Annotated in this window: 26 protein-coding genes and 1 pseudogene; 7 read left to right on the forward strand and 20 right to left on the reverse strand. The window is 62.3% G+C overall.

What is annotated here, in order from left to right; translation table 11 throughout:
• Positions 1-314: 314 nt before the first annotated feature.
• A complete protein-coding gene (locus tag QA640_RS25110) occupies positions 315-1,160 on the reverse strand; it encodes a TIGR04255 family protein (protein WP_283035618.1) in 846 nt (281 codons plus the stop codon).
• Between the two features lie 191 nt (positions 1,161-1,351).
• Here QA640_RS25110 and QA640_RS25115 point away from each other — a divergent pair, with 191 nt between their 5' ends.
• The 3 genes from QA640_RS25115 (at position 1,352) to QA640_RS25125 (ending at position 2,318) form a co-directional block, all read left to right on the forward strand.
• Complete coding sequence (locus QA640_RS25115; protein WP_283035619.1) at positions 1,352-1,597, forward strand: hypothetical protein; 246 nt, start codon at positions 1,352-1,354, stop codon at positions 1,595-1,597.
• A 209-nt stretch (positions 1,598-1,806) separates the two neighbouring features.
• Complete coding sequence (locus QA640_RS25120) at positions 1,807-2,058, forward strand: hypothetical protein (protein WP_283035620.1); 252 nt, start codon at positions 1,807-1,809, stop codon at positions 2,056-2,058.
• Positions 2,055-2,318 carry a hypothetical protein gene (locus QA640_RS25125; protein ID WP_283035621.1) on the forward strand — a complete coding sequence of 88 codons (264 nt, stop codon included), beginning with the start codon at positions 2,055-2,057 and terminating at the stop codon, positions 2,316-2,318. Before QA640_RS25120 ends, QA640_RS25125 begins: the two co-directional genes overlap by 4 nt.
• A 17-nt stretch (positions 2,319-2,335) precedes the next feature.
• Here the strand turns inward: QA640_RS25125 and QA640_RS25130 are convergent, their stop codons facing one another.
• From QA640_RS25130 to QA640_RS25205, 16 genes and pseudogenes are all read right to left on the reverse strand, one after another.
• Positions 2,336-2,725 carry a hypothetical protein gene (locus tag QA640_RS25130; protein WP_283035622.1) on the reverse strand — a complete coding sequence of 130 codons (390 nt, stop codon included), beginning with the start codon at positions 2,723-2,725 and terminating at the stop codon, positions 2,336-2,338.
• A 29-nt stretch (positions 2,726-2,754) separates the two neighbouring features.
• On the reverse strand, positions 2,755-3,315 hold the full coding sequence (locus QA640_RS25135) for a hypothetical protein (RefSeq protein WP_283035623.1): 561 nt from the start codon (positions 3,313-3,315) through the stop codon (positions 2,755-2,757).
• On the reverse strand, positions 3,315-3,545 hold the full coding sequence (locus QA640_RS25140) for a hypothetical protein (protein WP_283035624.1): 231 nt from the start codon (positions 3,543-3,545) through the stop codon (positions 3,315-3,317). The genes QA640_RS25135 and QA640_RS25140 overlap by 1 nt, the downstream gene beginning before the upstream one ends.
• Before the next feature lie 18 nt (positions 3,546-3,563).
• Entirely contained in the window at positions 3,564-3,833 is a 270-nt protein-coding gene (locus QA640_RS25145; protein WP_283035625.1) for a hypothetical protein, read from the reverse strand.
• Positions 3,830-4,018, reverse strand: coding sequence for a hypothetical protein (locus tag QA640_RS25150; protein WP_283035626.1), 189 nt, complete (start codon positions 4,016-4,018; stop codon positions 3,830-3,832). Before QA640_RS25150 ends, QA640_RS25145 begins: the two co-directional genes overlap by 4 nt.
• Positions 4,015-4,476: a hypothetical protein gene (locus QA640_RS25155; protein ID WP_283035627.1), complete on the reverse strand. Its 462-nt coding sequence runs from the start codon at positions 4,474-4,476 to the stop codon at positions 4,015-4,017. Before QA640_RS25155 ends, QA640_RS25150 begins: the two co-directional genes overlap by 4 nt.
• Entirely contained in the window at positions 4,469-5,008 is a 540-nt protein-coding gene (locus QA640_RS25160) for a hypothetical protein (protein ID WP_283035628.1), read from the reverse strand. Before QA640_RS25160 ends, QA640_RS25155 begins: the two co-directional genes overlap by 8 nt.
• Entirely contained in the window at positions 5,005-5,175 is a 171-nt protein-coding gene (locus tag QA640_RS25165) for a hypothetical protein (protein WP_283035629.1), read from the reverse strand. Before QA640_RS25165 ends, QA640_RS25160 begins: the two co-directional genes overlap by 4 nt.
• A gap of 994 nt (positions 5,176-6,169) precedes the next feature.
• Positions 6,170-7,681 (reverse strand): AAA family ATPase, encoded by a 1,512-nt coding sequence (locus QA640_RS25170; RefSeq protein ID WP_283035630.1) that lies wholly within the window; start codon positions 7,679-7,681, stop codon positions 6,170-6,172.
• Positions 7,678-7,953 carry a hypothetical protein gene (locus QA640_RS25175; protein WP_283035631.1) on the reverse strand — a complete coding sequence of 92 codons (276 nt, stop codon included), beginning with the start codon at positions 7,951-7,953 and terminating at the stop codon, positions 7,678-7,680. The genes QA640_RS25170 and QA640_RS25175 overlap by 4 nt, the downstream gene beginning before the upstream one ends.
• On the reverse strand, positions 7,950-8,279 hold the full coding sequence (locus QA640_RS25180; RefSeq protein ID WP_283035632.1) for a hypothetical protein: 330 nt from the start codon (positions 8,277-8,279) through the stop codon (positions 7,950-7,952). The genes QA640_RS25175 and QA640_RS25180 overlap by 4 nt, the downstream gene beginning before the upstream one ends.
• Positions 8,280-8,348: 69 nt before the next feature.
• The gene (locus QA640_RS25185) at positions 8,349-8,540 is read right to left on the reverse strand and encodes a transcriptional regulator (protein ID WP_279664225.1); all 192 of its coding nucleotides are present in this window, start codon (positions 8,538-8,540) and stop codon (positions 8,349-8,351) included.
• A gap of 70 nt (positions 8,541-8,610) precedes the next feature.
• Entirely contained in the window at positions 8,611-8,910 is a 300-nt protein-coding gene (locus QA640_RS25190; RefSeq protein WP_283035633.1) for a hypothetical protein, read from the reverse strand.
• Positions 8,911-8,936: 26 nt separating this feature from the next.
• Positions 8,937-10,097, reverse strand: coding sequence for an integrase arm-type DNA-binding domain-containing protein (locus tag QA640_RS25195; RefSeq protein WP_283035634.1), 1,161 nt, complete (start codon positions 10,095-10,097; stop codon positions 8,937-8,939).
• A 206-nt stretch (positions 10,098-10,303) separates the two neighbouring features.
• Positions 10,304-11,215, reverse strand: a pseudogene (locus QA640_RS25200) (ComEC/Rec2 family competence protein); the annotation flags it as partial.
• Between the two features lie 93 nt (positions 11,216-11,308).
• Positions 11,309-11,542, reverse strand: a complete 234-nt coding sequence (locus tag QA640_RS25205) for a DUF2171 domain-containing protein (RefSeq protein WP_283035635.1) — start codon at positions 11,540-11,542, stop codon at positions 11,309-11,311.
• Positions 11,543-11,918: 376 nt separating this feature from the next.
• Here QA640_RS25205 and QA640_RS25210 point away from each other — a divergent pair, with 376 nt between their 5' ends.
• Complete coding sequence (locus tag QA640_RS25210) at positions 11,919-13,247, forward strand: MFS transporter (protein WP_283035636.1); 1,329 nt, start codon at positions 11,919-11,921, stop codon at positions 13,245-13,247.
• A 129-nt stretch (positions 13,248-13,376) separates the two neighbouring features.
• Here the strand turns inward: QA640_RS25210 and QA640_RS25215 are convergent, their stop codons facing one another.
• Positions 13,377-13,739, reverse strand: a complete 363-nt coding sequence (locus tag QA640_RS25215) for an SPW repeat protein (RefSeq protein ID WP_283035637.1) — start codon at positions 13,737-13,739, stop codon at positions 13,377-13,379.
• A 247-nt stretch (positions 13,740-13,986) separates the two neighbouring features.
• Here QA640_RS25215 and QA640_RS25220 point away from each other — a divergent pair, with 247 nt between their 5' ends.
• The 3 genes from QA640_RS25220 to QA640_RS25230 all read left to right on the forward strand — a co-directional run bounded on the left by QA640_RS25220 (position 13,987) and on the right by QA640_RS25230 (position 17,317).
• Entirely contained in the window at positions 13,987-14,169 is a 183-nt protein-coding gene (locus tag QA640_RS25220) for a hypothetical protein (protein ID WP_028156018.1), read from the forward strand.
• Between the two features lie 169 nt (positions 14,170-14,338).
• Positions 14,339-15,769 carry a type I glutamate--ammonia ligase gene (gene glnA / locus QA640_RS25225; protein WP_283035638.1) on the forward strand — a complete coding sequence of 477 codons (1,431 nt, stop codon included), beginning with the start codon at positions 14,339-14,341 and terminating at the stop codon, positions 15,767-15,769.
• Between the two features lie 96 nt (positions 15,770-15,865).
• Positions 15,866-17,317, forward strand: a complete 1,452-nt coding sequence (locus QA640_RS25230; RefSeq protein WP_283035639.1) for a hypothetical protein — start codon at positions 15,866-15,868, stop codon at positions 17,315-17,317.
• On the opposite strand, the gene QA640_RS25235 is transcribed toward QA640_RS25230, so the two are convergent.
• Positions 17,314-17,700 carry a nuclear transport factor 2 family protein gene (locus QA640_RS25235; protein ID WP_283035640.1) on the reverse strand — a complete coding sequence of 129 codons (387 nt, stop codon included), beginning with the start codon at positions 17,698-17,700 and terminating at the stop codon, positions 17,314-17,316. The genes QA640_RS25230 and QA640_RS25235 overlap by 4 nt on opposite strands.
• A gap of 23 nt (positions 17,701-17,723) precedes the next feature.
• Positions 17,724-19,403: a glutamine--tRNA ligase/YqeY domain fusion protein gene (locus QA640_RS25240; protein WP_283035641.1), complete on the reverse strand. Its 1,680-nt coding sequence runs from the start codon at positions 19,401-19,403 to the stop codon at positions 17,724-17,726.
• Between the last annotated feature and the right edge of the window lie 33 nt (positions 19,404-19,436).

Here is a 19,436-nt window from a genome sequence, read left to right on the forward strand (position 1 = left end):
GAGTTGGCATGAGAGAGCGCGACCTTGAGGCTTAATCCGAACCGTTGATTCTGCCCGGTTTGGCAGGGCGAGCCACGACCTTCAACCTTGCTCTGCCCTTCGGCGCCACAGCATTGTGCGCAAATTCATCGCTGATCCCGACTATGTGCGACACAATCACAACCGCCCCAGCCTGTTGGGCTAAGGTGATATCTGATAGGATCCTAGTAATGGCCCTTTCGGGAACTGCGATCGGCTCGAACACCGCTACGCTCTTATGATCAACACCGAGCACGCCTTGGTTCAACGTAACAGACGTGCTTGGCGAGATAGTCCTAAGCTGCTGTGTCACGATTTTCGCCCTTCAAATAAGCTTCTAGATTTTCATTTTTGGCTTGGTCAAACACCTGCCAAACATCTTCATGGAGACGTTCTAGAATGTCAGGCAGTTGCGCGTCACCAGCCTGAATCAGACGCTGCGAAACGCGATCAATATCTAGCATGAGAGCGCCGAACTTCTCTGACGGTCTCTGATCGGTGGTAACGGTTGTCACAGAGCGCTCCGCCTCTGCGGTCGCAACTTCCATCCTGAAGACGTATCCTGGTAGCGAGTCGAGCAACGCCTCCGGAATGTTTCTGCTAGACTTCAACCATGCGCGCGGGGGCTCGCCCTGCGACAGGCGCGGAACGCGATTGATGTACCGTAGACCAATTCGCGTGATCAAATTCGGTGCAAGAACCTCCGTCGCCGCCTCCCATGCCCTCAGGAGCTCCGCTTTGAAAGCAGGCCATCCCGGGTATCGACCCACCGTGTGAACCGAAAACGTGCTCTGCGCGATCTGCAGCAAAAACACACTTTCGGGATTGGAGAAACGAAGCCGAAATTGCGGGACCATCGGTGCGGGAGCGACCATGCCATCTGACCCAATGGCAATCTGGAACCCCTGTTCCGTGACCGTCTCAAACTCCGGGTAACTATTCCGCAACAGGTTTGCCAGTGCGCCAGGCTTGGCCGGAGTCCACATCGACCCCGGCTTTCCTTGAAAATGAAACTCGCACAGAGCTTCCTGAATCGTAGGATTGGGGAAGGATGGGTGTGGCACGGGGTCTAACAGCCTGAATTCTGCTCTAACTACATGATTCCCAGACCGACAACTCCGTTGCAAGTACGAGAATCGCATTGAGAACCGGTAAATAGGCCCGGTCCGGTCCTAAACGATCGGAAAGGCTCGATTTCCCGTCCGTGGCCCCGAGGCGCACCACCAAACGCCGTAGCTATTCCGCACCCACGACCCGCAGTAGCTCGCCGCCGTTCCGAACTCCTAGGAATCGACAATTTGCCAGTCGCCGCCGGCGACGCTTTCATGTCGACATGCGGCCTCAAAAAATTACCTTCGGCGAAATGCGCAAAATGGGCGTGCGCAGTGTCCTGGTCTACTGCCAGGACTACCGTTGCAGTCATTCCGTGGCGCTCGGCGCTGACCGCTGGCCCGACGATCTGCGATTGTCCGACATCGAGCCGCGTTTTGTCTGCACCGCCTGTGGCAGGCGCGGTGGCGACGTGCGGCCAGACTTCAACTGGAATAAAGCGCCTGTTCGGGCGATGGGTTATCGATAGGCATGGCCTATCGAAGGAAGCCCGCCATTCGCGGCGGGCTCAAGGACTAGGGAGGAGAGTAACGCCATGAAGGCGCATCTGAAGCCTACGGCAATTCCCGCCAATTCCATGTAGCGCGATTGACACTGTGGACAACAAAACGCACCGCTAGGATTACGCGCGAAAATGGCAGAGGAGGCTCGGGGCGGCCTTTCGAGGATCCAATAGAGGTGAACGGTCGCGAACTGGTCACGTTGCGCGATGCCGGCGAGTACATCGCCGCGCTTCCGAAGAAAGTGCACGACGCGCCGGAATGGCAAGCCGCCATGGAGGCGCTGATGCTGGTCGTCGAGCGCGGCGGGCCGACGATGTTTGCCCGCATCGGCATCATGCGGGCCTTGAACCGGCATCACGTCCCCGAGTTCAACCCCAAGGGAAAGGAACCGCATTGGGGCTGGCGCAAGCTGAAGGGAGACCAATGACCGTTTTCGTGAAGTCACCGCCCGATTGCTACGGGTTGGACGTCGTATCGGCGACGATGGTGCCCGTGTTGCTGGTGCCACCAGACTGCCCATCGAACACGGTTCTGGTCGAGCTGTTCGGAGTCGCCATGCCGATCACCGTGTTGCCGGGCTTGTTCGTCGACGACAGCGTCACGAGATTCGTACAGGAGCTGTTTTTCCGGTGGCGTTGTGAACCGCCACAAGACCGTTGGTCAGCGCAGTTGGCAGTTCGCAATTGAAATTCCTCCTACGCACATCATGCCGCAATTCCGCATGGATGCCGAAACAGTCTCATCGCCGCGATCAAGGACGGATTCAAATTGCAGAAGCCGGCCATGATGTCCCATTTGCGCATGAGCCTGCATTTGTCGTCGAGGCTGAGGGGATGCATTTCCTTGATCATTTCCATCGCCGTGTCGCATGCAGGCGCGACCGTCTGCATTGCGTCGAGCGAGATCAATCCCCGCACCGATCCATTCAACCATTCGAGAAAGCGCAGGCGCAGGTCCGCAGACATCTCCTCCGCCTGAAGCAAACGCTTGACCATGCTGATATTGACCAGGTCGTACCAATAGCCCGGCGGGGTGTGAGCAAGCACCGCCTCGTCGTCGGTCCATGTCATCTGCCATGCTGCGGTGTCGGTCATCTCGTCGAACTGCTCAGGTTTTGGCCGGATCATGACTGCGCATCCTTCTGCGGCGTGACGTCGATCATTGCCGCAACGTTCGCGCGCGCTGCGAGCGCCATGATTTTTTCAATTACCTCGGCCGTTACGCGCATCGAGGCCGAAGCCTCATGCTCAACCTTGACGTTGTGAACTGTCTCCGAAGGGTGCACGCGATCCAGCACCATCGCAATTCCTCGCGCGTGGTCCCGTGAGTTGGGGTTTTCGATCAGGCTTGACAGTGCGCGGATCGCTCGCGGCGCGCTGGCGCGAATGTGTTTCTGATCTTCCTCATAGATCGCAGCCAGAACACGCTCGTCATGGGCGAGCCGGCTCGCGATCGTCGCCATTGATTGCGGCGTCGATTCCGGGGTGCCAAAGCCCGCAAGCTTGGCCGCCTTGACGTTGGCTCCGTGTCCCGGCTTCACCTGATAAAGAGCGCGCACGAACGCGCGATGCCGATCGGACGGCAGCGCCTTCATGGCGGGACCGTCCTGCGCATCGACCGCCTCGAGCGGCGCCAGTTCTCGCCGCTGCGCTCGCGTCCTGCTTTTCTTCGGCAGATTCGCCATCAAGCACCGCCAAAGCCCAACTCGACAAGCATCTGAACGTAGACGCCGGGCTGAATATTATTTTGCCGGCAGCTCTGGAGCATGCTGCGGGCAAAGGCGACATCCGCGGCCTTCACCGCTGACTGCGAACCAGCGGCATTCTTGATTGCGATTTGCCGCGTAAGTTCTGCCGCGTATTGCGTGGCGTTGTGCGAGGCATTTCCTGTTCCAGTACGATCCCAATCAGCCATTTCAGTTTTGCTCCTTTGTTACCAACCCGCGAATTCGCGAAGGTTGGGAATGTGAACGAAGCCCTTTTGGTTCGCGAGCTTCGCGATCGCTTCGATTTTTTCGTCCAGAGAGCGCGGTTGCGTGACGAGCCACTCCACGCCAGCGAAGAATGCCGCGGCGTGATCGTTGTAGTCCGCTTCCAAGTCCGTCGCGTGCAATGCGCGCTCCACGTCATCGGCGAGTGCCGCAAGCTCCGGATCGGCTCGGAGATCCGCGACGAATTTCTTGATGTGGTCGATCGGCTTCATATCTGAACGTCCAATAGGCCCATGCCCGAAAGCGCGGTTCCCGCTGGACTGAGACCACGTTGCTGTGCTTGCGCCATGCGCCGCTTGCGAACTTCTTCCGTCTCCTGCTCGCGCTGTTGCGCGAGCGCCGCACCGCCGTAGTTTGCCAGCGCCGCGCCAGCCGGCGAAAAATCCAGCGGGGTCATGTCGTCGCGTCCTTGACGGGGCTGTTTACAACGATGTTCACCATCGTCATTTGTTGGCGGTGCGGAACGCTGCCCGCGAGATATTCCTTCACCCAGGCAGGATCACCCATCAGCTTGATCTTGGTCTGCTCGGCCGCCGTCCTCTCTTCGCGCGACACTGGCTGCCCTGCGAGAGCTTGACGGATGACTTCGTGCGGAAGCCCGATGTCGCGCAGACCGCCTGCGACCTCGATCATGATCTGATGATTGGTATCGCGGAAAACACCGTTGAACTTTTCGATGCCGGCGATCGCCTGGTCGACATCATCGGATTTCGCGGCGATCTCGGACAGGCGATGAAATTCGGCAACCTGCGGACCGCTACCCGCCAGAAAAGCCGCGGACCAATCCTTATCGGCCCGGAGCTGACCGAGCTGGGCGGAGGCTTCGGCCGGAGACGGTTGCGGCTGTTCAGTCATTTGCAGATTCCTCTTGAGCACGAATTGCTTTCACGGCGGCGGTTCGAAACGATCGGATCACCGGATCCTGCGAGTATGCTGGCGGAACGCCGCCCTTCCCCGGGTGGGCGCAGCGGCCGATCCCTCCGAGGATCATGCAGCCGTTGTCGCCGCCGCAGTCGTCACAGCACTTCGTCGCCGTAATGCCTTCGACTGCCGAGTCCGGATCGAGGCTGCGGATTGCGTCGATCAAGCGCTGACGCGCGGCGCCATCCTGCTCGAGCGCCTCGCCATAGGCGGCTTCCGCGAGCTGAAACTCGGTTCTGGCGGCCTCGATCGCGGCGAGATGATCGCGCAGCGCGGCAGCGGCACCGGCCTTGCCGTTGTTGCGGTCCAGGGTCATTCGGCCGGTTGCCGCCTCAAGCTCTGCCAGCTTGGCAGCCGCCGCATCCTTCTGGGCCAGCGCCGCGGGTGCAAGGAGATCAAGTTTCGGCAGCTCGACGAAATCGTCGTCATCGTCGATCTCATCCACGGCAGGCGCCATTGCGATCATGCGGCAACTCCGTTCTGAGGTTCGGGCTTCGGCTTGACAGCCGCCTCCGCGCAGATCTTCCGGATCAGGCTGGCAAGCGGCCGCCGGTCGCGGTCCGCCTCTTCCTGCAATCGCTGGTGAAGCTCCGGCTCAAACCGCACACTCACCTGTTTCAGTTCGCTCGACATGTAGATGTCTCCCTTAGATGTTGGGAGCATCTGCCGAGATCGCTCTCACAGCAACGCCTCCTGTGCAGGACCAAAGAACGGCGCTGCGTCACGAATAATCAGGAAGTGTCACCATCCACAGATTTGATGGAAGCATCACTGAGCATTGGCGCGATGCTCAACTTTTTCAGGAGAGAAGCCGCCAATTTTCGGAAGGCCGGCGGTATGTTGGCGGACGAGGTCGAGATATCCACCGGCGCTGTGATTTTGCCCCCCGGCATGGGGTGTCGGGTCTTTTTGTGGGGAAGTACGAGCATTTCGGCACATTCAGCCGTTTCGCCAGCGCTTGCCTCGCGCGCGTCTGCTTCCAAGAGTTGTGAGGTTCATGAGAGAGCGCGGGTGAAAACCCTTCCGATGTGAGCGCAACATCGGGCGATTGCCCTCGCCGCTCGACCAAGCCCTTGCGAAAGCACGGTGATCAAGCGCCAGCCGTTGGATGGTCAACCTGTTGGGAAGCGCCTGGGATGGATTGCGAGCACGAACGCGTAGCAAGTCCGCTGGACAGCGCGCCGGCTGCCCGCTGCCTGGCGTGTGCCGATCGCAACGAACGCATGGGCGGGGCTGGCTGCGAGTCTGGGCAACGGTTGGGCGCGAGTGGTCCGAGTGCTGGCGTTGAATATCAACGCGCATGACCGTGCGATGAGGTCAATTCCGCCCTTCTGCAATCCCCTCACCTGCTGGTCGTGCTGGTCGATTGTCGTCCTGCTGCTGTGATGTGGGCATGGTCTGAGCGTTTGGACGCGAGCGGAGCGACAGCGCAGCCGTGTCCGAATGCGAGCGGCACGAGCGGTGCCCGGAGCCGCGCGCGAGGGCTTCGATCGCACAGGGGGGTATGGGGGGATCGAGCACACCCCGATCGCAGGGGCGATTGCATGTGGTAGCAGGGGCGATTGCATACCCGATCGCAGGGGCGATCGAAGGGTGTGAAGGGCGATCGCAGGGGCGATCGAAGGGGTCATGTACGGGCCCTTTCGATGTGCTTGGTCGCCTTGGACGGCGGACCCTTGGTGACAACAACAATCGTTCCAGCGTTGAGCAGACGTTCCATGCTCGCCTTGAACGCCTTCGATCTGATGCCGCCCGCGTCGGCGTCGCCTTCGAATTCGGCGGGTGCATAGTCCCTGCCAGTGCCGGGCCTCACGGGGCGCGCCTGGGCGTTGCGCTTGTCGAGCAGCCGCAGGAACAGGTCGTCGACCTTGGCGTCCTCTGCGAGGCGGACAAGCGAGCTGGGCGCGTGCTCCAGGGCCAGCCCGCCGTCACCCCATTGCAGGCGCACCGGCTGCCCTGTGGGGCCGTAGTTCGATTTCTGGGTCTCCAGGATGCGCACGCCTCCCTCGGCCTCGCCCTTGTCCTCCGGGACGCGCAGATAGAGCGCTGACCGGACGGAGTTGCGCCAGTCCATGTTGCCGCCGCGGCCGCTGCCGTTGGTCAGGCCGGACAAGCTGGGATGGTCGAGCAGCAGCACCGCCGGGTGGCTGTCCTGGCGCGCGATCGTCCGCCAGAGGTTGACGTAGCTGCGCACCATCACGCGGTCGTTCTGGTTGCCGGTGAAGGTGGCCGCGACGTTGTCCACAATCACCAGGACCGGCTCGATTGCCGCGATGGAGGCCTCGATCGATCGAAACAGCGGGGTGGGCTGCATGATGCCGCTGCGCGTCGGAACGGCGAAGACGGCGCCGGCAACATCGTCGGGAAACCACAGATGCAGGTCGACCAGGTCGGCGGGGTTGAAGCTGTCGCGTCGACCATGTAGCCAAATGCGCCGGCGCAACTCGCGCTCGGGCTCCTCCGCGCTGAGGATCACTACCGGGCCTGCCTGGAGCTCGTGGCCAAGCCAGTAGCCGGCGCCGCGCGCGCAGCCCTCCGCAAGCTGCATCGCAATGTCGGTCTTACCAGCGCCGCCGTCGCCGTGTAGCGTCGTGACGTCACCGCGAGGGATCCTGCCGTCTGCAAGCCAACTCACCGGCGGCGGCGCCTCATCCGGCCAGTCCGCTGGCGTGATCAGCGTGACGGGCGCGGTGCCCTCGCCGCCCAAGTTGGGCTCGAGAAGACTGTCCCCAGGTTGGCCGTCGCCATAGCCGTACTCGGGATTTTCCTCAAACGGTGGTTCTGGGCGCTCATCCTGTGTGGTCACCGACGCGAACAGCGGTCGTGCGGAGTCGCCTGACCGCCTATCGGGCGGGGCCTGCGTTGCTGCGGACATCAGGCCTTGCACCACATCTGCCGGAAGGCCATGTCGCTCTCCCATCGCATAGAGGTCATCGACAAGCTGCTGCCATTGCTGCGGCGTTGCCTCGGCAGAGGCGAGCCGCAGGACTTCGGTTGCTGCCCGGGTGAACTGCATCGCCCGGAGTGGCCGCTCGACGTTAGCAAGCGTGCGGTCCCAGCTCTGGAGCGCTTGCGATGCCTCCCATGGAATCGGTGAGCGCTCTACCTCGATCTGGCTCTCGTCAATGGCGATGCTCATTCGTCGGCCTTCTCGTCATCGATCAAGCCAAGCTCGCGCGCCTTCGCCAACGCCTTCGTGAGGGCGTCAACGAGCTCTGGCAACCGCCGCACCACCACCGCCAGGCCCTTCGGCGTCGGCACCAGGCGTCCTTCCTTCATGGCGTGTGTGCGGAGGTCGCAAAGGTTGTGCCCCTCGTATGTCGAGAGCGAAACAATCACCGCATCATGCCGGCGGTTCTTCCAGAACTTGGAGATGACGACCGGCTCGTCGAGCGTGGGGCGGCGGCTCATCGGATAAGATCCAATGCGGCGCCGATCGGCGAGGCCGCAATTCCGCGCGCGTCCCGCTTCACCGCATGCCGCAGCACGTCGAGCGGTGCGCCAAACTGAAGCGCAATCGATGCAAAGATCGCCGCGTCACTCGCGAGCACGTCCAGAAGAGAATTTGATAGGCTGGCATTGAGAAAGATTTCGCCGGGACTGCCGTCAGGAAACGAACCGACCGTCATGCAATAATGCAGATTGTCGCGCTCAAACGTCACGGTCTCGGCTGCGCGCCTGTTCGGAAGCTGTCGGCGATCGCCCTTGTCAGCCGTCTTGGCTTGCTCTATGTCCATCGTCGCTGATCCTGAATTGTGCTGATCTGAAAACACGAGCGCCGCCCGGCCAGGGGCGGCGTTTCTCGTTTAGGCGGCAGTTTCAATCATGCGCGCTTGCTGCCACCGGCGGTTCTCCGCAACGGTCACGCCTTTCCGGCGCTCGGACAGCTTGATGAACTTCGGCCCATTTCCAGCGGCGATGATGCGCTGGCCGGTGCTACGGGAAAAGCCGTTGAGCTTGCACCAGTCGTCGAATGACATAACCCGGTCGTCTTCCATCGAACACTCCTCAGAGCTCTTGATGCACTATGAGTGTTCGATGGCAGTTCAACTTTCACCGTAAAATAACTCACCCTTTTTGCTTATCCTGATCATCCAGCCATCCCGCCTTCCGGGCGCGCACCTTAGCGTCGCGGAACAGCTGCCGGACTCGCTCCATTTCGTCCCGGCCGATCTTGTCAGGCGAAAGACCGAAGTAGGTCTCGGCATACCAGCGATAGAAAGCCTCCTTTCCAGCATCGGGATTGCCAAGGAGCCAAGACTGCTCGAGCGCGACAAGTTCGGCGCGCGTGAAAAAGTCCTCGCGCCGGCGCTTCTTATCGAGCGCGTCGCGCGGATTTGTCACAAACCTTGAAGGGGGCCTGCCCATTCAACCCTCGGCGCCACGCAGCGAGATCACGTTGTCGCTGGCCCAACGATCGCAAGCAGGTGCGCCTCCCACTTCCGGAGTGCGTCGGCGATATCCGGGCCATAGTCGTGATGGTCGTAGACACCACCGATTCCGGACTTGTGGCCGGCGTGGTTCAAAACGAGCTCCGCAATGTGCGGCAGCACCCCTAGCTTTCCGAGGCGCGTGCGAACCGTTCGGCGTAAGTCATGAAGTCGCCAGGGCGCCAGGGCCTTCCCCTCGGCCGCGGTAATGCGCGCGTTAAGGGCGAGGCTGTTGTACGACCACGCGTTGAAGCCGTTGGTGCCGCCGCCGAACAGCGTCTCGCGGCTATTGCGCCTCGGCACCGATCCAATGATCGCAACGGCTGTCGCAGGCAGCGTGAGTTCGAGCGCTCGCTTGCTCTTGGTCCGTTCTTTCGGCAGCAGCAGCTTGCTCTCGGCTATCTCCGGCCAGCGCAGACCACCGATTTCGTCTCGTCGACATGCCGTGAGCAGCAAGAGCCGAACGATTTTCCCGAAATCATCCTCGAGGCAGTTCCGCCAAATGAGGCGAAGCTCGTTGTCATCCAAAACCCGGTCTCGAGGCTCCTTGCCGCGGATCGGGTTCTCCGTCCCGATCACCGGGTTGGCCTTCGCCAGGCCTTGTCGCATGCACCATGAGAAGAACGCCAGCAGCGCGCCCCGGGCCCGGGCGGCCGATGTGGGCCCATGGTCCCGAACAAGGTCGCGAAGCAGACTTGCGAGATCCTCGAAGCTGACTTTGCTGACCGGCTTCCTCTGGAGGGGCTGGCAGTGCCGCTGAAGATACCTCTCCTCGGCAATGTAGGTGTTCGGCCTCACCCGCGGCTTCTGCGCCTCCAGGTACATTTCCACGACCTTTTCGAACGTCCGGGCGTCGGCCGTCTGTTCGGTCCGCCGTTTCTCTTCCTCGGCGTCGGGATCGATGCCTAGCTCGACTTGCGCGAACCGCTTCCGGGCAATGCCCCGGGCGTCCTCTACGGTGACCTTCCGGACGTCCCCCAGGCTCTTGCGGCGCTGTTCCACGCCAACCCGGTATTGGACCACGTAGGAGGCCTTGCCGGGCCGCAAGCGCACGCCAAAGCCCGGCAGGTCCGGATCCCACTGGATGTGATCTGACTTGCCGGCCGGCAGCGTCAGCTTGCGCACGAAGGCGTCGGTGAATCGGATGCGATCGTCGGAAATCTTGAGCATGGGAAGCAGTCCATCCTTTTTGGGAAGCACGGGGGACGCGAACCAATGACCGATCTTGACCATTGGCGAACAAAACCGCCACGTGCTTCTGGCCGTAAGCCGTTGAAAACTGTGGATTTTGAAGCGTAGTGAATGCTTCTGACTGCTGAGGCTATCTGTTAGCCGGAGATCGACAGCACGTGCCCGAGGCCTGAGATGAACATGGCGTCGTTGACGGGCTCGGTGATTGCATCGCGCCGCCCGGTGAGAAGCGCGGTAGCAATCGCACGATCGTCGCCCTCGAGCGTGGCGCGGATGCGCGCGTCGATCGCATCGCGCAGGCCCTGCATGATCGCGGCATAGCGCAGCAGCAAGCCTCCCGCCTCCGGTGCTGCGGCGACCGTGATCGCCCCCATCGCAAAGCCGGAGGCGCCGATGCCCTGAAAAAACATGTCGCGGGAGAAGTCGTAGCTGCCGGGCCGCAGCGGCGCGAGCGGCGGCATCAGTCGCGCCTTGAGTTGCACGAAGCTGCCGACCTCGGGCGCTGTGCCCTTGCGCACCGACAGCCGCACGCGCTCGAGCTGGATGTCGCCGCGCGGCGTCTCCATTGCAGTCACGCGCAGCACGAAGCGGTCGGTGCGCTCACGGATATCGCGCGTCTCGACGAAGCCGGACAGCGCCACCGAATACAGCGGCTTTGCCAGAACGGTGTGCGCGATGCGCGCGGTCCTCCAGGTCGCGGTGGCAAAGCCTGCGGCGATCGCGGCGATCATGATGGCGGGTGCGAACAACCTGCTCCGCCGCAACAACAGGCTACCTGCCATCAGCACCAGCGCCGTGATCGCGGCGACCGAGAGCAAGGGTTCGCGGTCGGCAGCGAAATAGAGAGCAATCCCGCTACCGAAGGCCACCGGCACCCACGGCAGCAGCCGCCCCGCACCGGCTTCTGCCGTCGCCCATGCGCGCAATGTTTCGGCCAGCGATGACCAGGTGCCGAAGCCGGCCGGCGCAAGGCCGCCGGCCGAGGCAGCACGGCCCGTGGGCCATGTCCCGGCGATCCCTTGCGAGCGGTGTGGCCGGGAAGGCTCCGCCATTCCTGCACCTTACGATATGCGACAGCTGTGGAGGCTACCGGAAGGTGCAGGGACGCGAATAGCGGAACGGAAGAGGAACCGGCCGAAACTCCGCTACTTTTCCTCCTCCATCGTCACGGCCACCGCCGCCTTGGCGGAAAGCCGGACCTTGTTGCCCTCGACGTCGGCGACGAGGCCCTTGTCGATGAAGTGATGGTGGCCCTTATGGCTGCCCTCGCCGCTGTCCTTCCTGGTCAGCTTGATGCGATTGCCCTCGACGCGGTCGACGGTGCCGATGTGGACGCCGTCAGCGCCGATCACTTCCATATGCTCTGCGATGCTTTGCATGGCGGAATCCTTCTCTGGACCCCTCACAACGCCCGAGAGACACTTTCCGTTCGCCGCTCACCAGAAGTCGCGAAGAATTAGCCCTGCGACCTCCTTCGCAAACGCACCGTGTCGGGTCGATTGCGCCGAAAGTCTCATAAGTTGCCAGCCCCTGGTGGGACTACACTACGGTTCCCCGCCTCCCCGACAGACGGGCAAGGCGGTGGTGGCTCGCGGTTCTCAGGCCGCCGGAGCTCATCTCAGGTAACGGAAAACGCGCCTGAGATCAGACGTTGCCGACGCAACTCAACTGGCGCCTGCGACGCCGCGCATCACGCTCTTCCCGCGAGAAGATGACCGCTGAAACAAGCGAGGACACGTTTTGAAACCATAGGAGTTGCACATGCAGGTACCGAGCGATTTTCGCCGCGTGATCATCGCTGCATCGGTGGGAAACGTCATCGAATGGTATGACTTCTATATCTTTGGCAGCCTGGCCGCAGTTCTATCGGTCAAGTTCTTCGAGCAATCCCACCCGGTTGCAGCCCTGCTCAGCACCATCGCGCTGTTCACCGCAGGATTTCTGATCCGTCCGCTGGGGGCCTTCCTGTTCGGATGGATGGGTGACCGGGTCGGCCGCAAATACACCTTTCTCATCACGCTCAGCGGAATGGGATTGGGCACGGGCGCGATCGGATTGATCCCGACCTATCAGTCGATCGGCCTGACGGCCGCGTTCGCTCTGTTCGGCCTGCGCATGATCCAGGGCCTATGCCTGGGCGGCGAATATGGCGGCGCCATTACCTACGTCGCCGAGCATGTGCCGGACGATCGGCGCGGCTACTACACCGGATGGCTGCAGACCTCTCCAACGCTCGGCATCGTGGTGTCGCTGGCCGTGATCATCCTCACACGGACCTATGCTGGCAATGAAGCCTTCGACGCATGGGCGTGGCGTGTTCCGTTCCTGGTGTCATTCCTGCTGGTGGCGATTGCGATCTACATCCGTCTCCAGCTCCAGGAGACGCCGATCTTCCAGGAGATCAGGGCCCGCGGCCAGATGACGAGGAACCCATGGAAGGAGGCCTTCCTCAGCTCGAACATCAAGTACATCGGGATCGCCATTGTGGTCCTGATTGGACAGGGCGTGGTCTGGTACAGCGGTCAGTTCTGGGCGCTGTACTTTCTGCAGCAGGTTTCCAAGGTGGACGCGCTGACCTCCGCCTACATCGTGGGAGCCGCGCTGCTCATTGCGACGCCGAGCCTGATCTTCTTCGGCTGGCTGTCGGATCAGATCGGCCGCAAGCCGGTCATTCTCGGCGGCATGCTGCTCGCCGCCATCACCTACTATCCACTGTATCTGTGGCTGGGATCGGTCACGCAGCCCGGAAACATCAACTATGTGACCGCGACCTTCATCATCTTCATCCTCGTTTGCTACGTCGGGATGGTCTACGGGCCGGTCGGCGCGTTCCTGGCGGAATTCTTCCCCGCCAGGATCAGGTACACGTCGGTCTCGGTGCCGTACCATATCGGCAACGGCTGGGGTGGCGGATTGGTGCCGTTCATCACGTCGGCGGCATTCGCCGCGACCGGCAGCATCGGCTACGCTTTGATCTACCCGATTGTGGTGCCAGCGGTATGCTTCGTGCTCGCGGTCTTCCTGATGCCTGAGACGCGCAAGATCAGCATCTGGCAACCGATCGAGCCGAGAGCCGCGTTGTAGTGCATTGATCCCGGTGGAGGACCGCGCGGCCCTGCACCGGGGTCCATGGCCAGGCTTGATCGAGCCAATTCTCGCCGCTCTGACCGCCAGCGGACGGCGGCCGGCGAAGAGTTCGGCCAGCAGCCCTCGTCAGGCGGCTGGATGATGCCAGCGATCGTGCCACCAGGTGGCGAAGTCACGATCGGTCATCAGCTCCCAGCCGCCGAACAGGATCACCAATAGGCCGGACAACGCGCTGCTCACCGTGGCTGATGTCGACTCATAGCCAACGGTCCAAGGCGCCAGCACCAGAGCCAGACCCAGCAGCATTTCTCCCCATTCTTCCAGATAGGACGGGATGAAAAATGCTTCGATGGCAAACAGCATGGCGCCGAGCCCGAGCGCGATGGTTATCCAGACAGCCGCCCCGGACAAGTCCAAGACGAAGGACGACAGGACCAGCCACACGCCTACCAACAGGCTGGCAACGTCCTGCCAATGTTGGATGCGCATGATGCTCACCTCCCCTCTTCCGGTTAGATGGGAGCGCGGCGAAGAGACTGCATCTGTCCGACCTGCGTTGTGTTGCCGCTGCCGGCGGTCAACCCTCTGCGACCAATCCCGGCCGCCGCCCCCTGAAGGGCTCTTGCAAATGTGTGGCGTAAGGATGCAGACTGTCTGTGCTTGACGGTGTCAACGCCTGCAGTCCTCGGCCCCAACCGTTTCACGGTGGCGCCCAGCAGAGGAGAAGGGTGGCGCCATGCGAGAAATCGAAATCCACGACTACGCGCGGCAGCTCTTGGAGGCACATGGCCCCAAGGCCATTGCGGAAGCCGCCCAGAACGCCATCGACCTCGAGTCGAAGGGCGAACTCGAGTTGGCCAGAACCTGGCGCCATATCGAAGACGCCATGAAGCTGATGCGCGGGCCACACCAGAGCTGAAGCTGCGTCGCGCCGTGAACGAGACTTGCCCGACTGCGCATGCCGCGGTGCCGAAGGCCGGTAGTGGCAACGCAGAAACGTCGGCTATTTCCGTCGCAAGCGGCTCTGCTGCGGTCGGGCGGCCATGCGATCTGCAAGATTGCTGATCTCCATTCAGAGGAGCGAAGCCATGGTCCGGAATTGCGCGACAGCCGAAGATCTCGTGAAGGCGATCACGGACGAGAAGATCCAGATGATCGATCTACGGTTCACTGACTTGCCGGGCGTGTGGCAACATTTTTCCGTCCCGCCGGGTGCGGTGAATGTCGATGCTCTCGAGGAGGGTATTGGATTCGACGGCTCGTCGATCCGCGGCTTCCAGGAAATCCAGGAGAGCGACATGCTGGTCGTCGCCGACCCGACGACGGCGTTCGTCGATCCCTACAGTCCGGCAAAGACACTGGTCCTCATCTGCAACATCCGCGATCCCGTGACCGGCCAATCCTACAGCCGCGATGCCCGCTACATCGCCCAGAAGGCTGAAACCTATCTTGGGGGCACCGGGCGCGCCGATACGAGCTACTTCGGCCCGGAGGCGGAGTTCTTCGTCTTCGACGATGTACGCTACAGCCAAGGCATCAACTACGCCATGCACGCAATCGACTCCAGCGAAGGCAGCTGGAACACCGGTTCTGAGGAAGGACCGAATCTCGGCCACAAGCCGCGCCCGAAGGAGGGATACTTTCCCGTTCCGCCGACCGACAGCATGCAGGCGCTACGCACCGAAATGGTGCTGACCATGGAATCCCTGGGGATACAGATCGAAGCCCACCACCATGAGGTCGCAACCGGCGGCCAGAACGAAATCGACATGCGCTTCACAAGCCTCACCCGCATGGCCGACAATCTGATGATCTACAAATATGTGGTGAAGAACACCGCGCACCAGCATGGCAAAACCGCGACCTTCATGCCGAAACCGTTGTTCGAGGACAACGCCTCGGGCATGCACGTTCATCAGAGCCTGTGGAAGGGCGAGACCAATCTGTTCTACGACAAGGGTGATTACGCCGAGCTGAGCGAGCTCGGCCGCCACTACATCGGCGGGCTGTTGACCCACGCCTGGGCGTTATGCGGGCTTTGCGCCCCGACAACGAACTCCTATCGGCGCCTGGTGCCGGGCTATGAGGCGCCAATCAACCTGGTCTACTCCCAGCGTAATCGCTCGGCCTGCTGCCGGATTCCGATGTATTCCCCGAACCCGCGGGCAAAGCGCGTCGAGTTTCGTTCGCCTGATCCCTCCTGCAATCCCTATCTGGCCTTCGCGGCAATGCTGATGGCCGGCCTCGACGGTATCGACAGGCGGATCGATCCCGGCAGTCCAATCGACAAGAACCTCTACGACCTCCCGCCCGCGGAAGCGAAGGAGGTAAGGTCGACGCCGGGATCGCTGGACCAGGCGCTGGACGCGCTCGAGCGCGATCACGCGTTCCTGCTGCGCGGCGACGTCTTCACCGCCGACGTGATCGAGACCTGGCTCGACTACAAGCGAAAGAAGGAGGTCGATGCCATCCGGCTGCGACCGCATCCTTACGAGTTTCATCTCTATTACGACATCTAAGGCCAGGGCTCATTGACCGGCAATCCGAGCCTGATTGATGAAGCGCGTACAACGGGCGGAGCCGCCTGCCTGGGAGGTGCCGCGTCCCCGGGGGCAGTGCTGGCGTGGGCCGCCCTGCTGGTGGTGCTTGTCGTGTCGGTCAGGCCGGCGATCCCGGTCATCTGGGGCGACACGCCCTCCTTCGTGGAATCTGCATTTCGGACACTCGAGGCCGGAAAACCGACTGTGGCAGGTGGGCGCGATCCGGGCTACCCGGCGTTCCTGGCCGCGACATTCGCGTTCGGAGGCGGCCTCGGGACGGTGGTTCGGCTGCAGCAGGCGGCGTGGGCCGTTCTGGTACTGGCGCTTGCAGCAACCGCGCAAGTCGCGACGCGCAGCGCCGTCGGGGTCGTTCCGATCATTCTCGTAGCGACATATCCGGGCCTTCTGCTATTCAGGAACGTCATCACCGCAGAGCTTCTCTTTGCGGTCTTGCTCAATCTCGCAATGGCCGGATTGCTCGTTGCCACCTGCGTCGGCAAAACGGCGCGGTGCTGCGCGATCATTGTCTCCATCCTCTGCGCTGCGCTCGCGGCGTGCTTTAGATCGCAGGGAGCCCTGGTTCCAATCGTCGCCGTTCTGGTGGGCACCAGCCTCACCCGACAGGATACGCCCGCGCGCCTCACCGTGATGGCCGTGTCCGTCGCGGCAGCCCTGTCGCTGCTGGCCGCCGGTTCGCGGTTCGGGGCTTCCAACTCCGACGAAGCCTCCGTCGTGTTCGTCCCAAAGACACTGTTCTGCAATCACCTCAACATCGTGCTTTCAAGCGATGCGGCGCGAGGCGAGATCGCCTCAGCCGCCGGCGCCCGCGCCGACGCCACGATGGCGCGGCTTGCCGCCGACTTCGCTGCGGAGCCGGGTCGCTGGCCCGTCCTCGGGTTCTTTGGCGACGCGTGCCTCTTCGACTCCACCCTGGATCGAGACGTCGCCGGCGAGACCGGAAATGCCGTCAGCGCGGCGAGAGCGTACCGGCGCATCTTCCTGGCCGCCGTGCGCGACCGGCCGCTGGTCTACGCGGGCAAGATTGCCCGTCAGATGGCCTATGGGGCCTCGGTCGCATGGCCGCCCTACGGACTTGACCCAGCCGTGCCGGTATCAACCGACGACGTGCCACGCGTATCCGCCATCATGACGCGGCACGACCGGACGGCTCAGTCGATCGACCTGCGGGAGGGACCGGTTCAGATCGGTCTATTGTCCGATCTCCCGGATATCTCCACCTATCTGTTCAGCGCATTGTCTGCCGCCTTCGTTATCGCCGTCATACTCTGGCCTGTGACCGCTGTGCGGCGTCGGCGCTCCCCGATTTCGACGCGCGCGGGCATCGTGATCGTGATGTGGGCGGCTTCGATCGCGACCGCCGCAGGCGCCCATACCCTCGACATCTGGCGATATCTGATTCCGGCAGTGCCAATGGTGGGCCTCATGCTGTCGCTTTTCGCCGTCGAACTGACTGAGGCGATCGCAGGCCTGCAGAGGGGCCTGCCGGCCGACCGCGCGCCCTGCTAGATCAAAGGCACCCGCGACGAGACGTGATGGCTCGCAATCTTCCAGTCGCCGTCCTCGCGGACGATGATCCAGGTGATCTTGACCGAGAGCGGCGGGGCTTCCTCGCCGAGGTCGAACGAGGCGATGGCGGCCATGTTGACCGCCTCAGGCGTGACGTGCGCGCAGGCGACGTCCGAGAACGAAACACTTGGCGAACGCCAGCGCGGCAAGCCGTCGAAATAATCGGCGACACCGTCCCTGCCCCGATAGAGCTTCGGATTGGAGCCAAAGAAGAACGCGTTCCTCGAATACAGCGACGACAGCGCCGCCGCATCTAACCTTGCGAAGCCGGCGGACCATTTCGCGATGATGGCCGAAACGATGACGTCGGCTTCTTCTTGCATGCGGCGGCCCTTGTCAGCCCTTGTCACCCCTTGGCGACTTCCTTGGCAAATGTGTCGCGCAATCCGATCGTCCGCGAAAACACCGGCCTGCCCGGCGTCGAGTCCTTGTCGCGCACGAAATAGCCCTGCCGCTCGAACTGCATCGGCTCGGTCGTATTGCTCTCGGCAACCGACTTCTCGATCCGCGCGTCGGGAAGGATCTCCAGCGACTGCGGGTTGAGGTCGGCGGCAAAATTCGCGGCGTTCGGGCTCGGGTTCGAGAACAGCTGGTTGTAGACGCGGATTTCCGCACGCACCGACTGCGCCGCCGGCAGCCAGTGCATCGTCGCCTTGACCTTGCGGCCGTCGGGCGCGTTGCCGCCCTTGGTCAGGGGATCATAGGTGCAGCGGAGCTCGATCACTTCGCCGGCGTCGTTCTTGATCACGCCGGTACACTTGACGAAATAGGCGTACCGCAGCCGCACCTCGCTGCCTGGCGACAGGCGGAAGAACTTTTTCGGCGGGTTCTCCATGAAGTCGTTACGCTCGATATAGATCTCGCGAGAGAATGCGATCTTGCGCGTGCCGGCGGACGCATCGTCCGGATGGTTGATCGCCTCTAGCTCCTCGACCTGCCCTTCCGGATAATTCTCGATCACGACCTTCAGCGGTCGCAGCACCGCCATGCGGCGCTGCGAGGTGCGGTTCAATTCCTCGCGAATGCAGAATTCGAGCATGCCGACATCGACCACGCTGTTGGCTTTCGCGACACCGATGCGCTTGACGAACTCGCGAAGCGCGGCCGGCGGCACGCCGCGGCGGCGCAGGCCCGCCATGGTCGGCATGCGCGGGTCGTCCCAGCCCGCGACATGGCCGTCGCGCACAAGCTGGGTCAGCACGCGCTTCGACAGGACCGTGTAGGTCAGGTTCAGCCGCGCGAATTCATACTGATGCGGCTCCGACGGCACCGGCAACTTCTCGATGAACCAGTCGTAGAGCGGCCGGTGGTCCTCGAACTCCAGCGTGCAGATCGAATGGGTGATGCTCTCGATCGCGTCCGACTGGCCGTGTGCATAGTCATAGCTCGGATAAATGCACCATTTGTCGCCGGTGCGCGGGTGATGCGCATGCAGGATGCGGTACATCACGGGGTCGCGCAGGTTGATGTTGGGCGAAGCCATATCGATCCTGGCGCGCAGCACACGCGCGCCGTTCTGGAATTCGCCGGCCCTCATGCGGCGGAACAGATCGAGGTTCTCCTCCACCGAGCGGTCGCGGAACGGCGAATTCTTGCCGGGCTCAGTCAGGCTGCCGCGGGAGTTACGGATCTCCTCCTGCGTCTGGTCGTCGACATAGGCAAGCCCGTCGCGGATCAGCTTTTCCGCCCATTCGTAGAGGCGGTCGAAATAGTCCGAGGCGAAAAACAGGTTGTCGCCCCAGTCGAAGCCGAGCCAACGCACGTCGGCCTGGATGGAGTCGATATACTCCTGCTCCTCCTTGACCGGATTGGTGTCGTCGAAACGCAGATGGCAGCGGCCGCGAAATTCCTCGGCGATGCCGAAATTGAGCGCGATCGACTTGGCATGGCCGATATGCAGGTAGCCGTTCGGCTCAGGCGGGAACCGCGTCACGATCTCCTTGTATTTGCCCGCATCGAGATCGGCCTGGACGATGTCACGAATGAAATCGCGCCCAACCTCAGTCGCCACCGGTTCTGTCGTCATTCCGAAAATCCTGTAGGGAAATCAGCGGTCCTT

It is taken from the genome of Bradyrhizobium sp. CB82, assembly GCF_029714405.1.
In the GTDB taxonomy this organism is placed as follows: domain Bacteria; phylum Pseudomonadota; class Alphaproteobacteria; order Rhizobiales; family Xanthobacteraceae; genus Bradyrhizobium.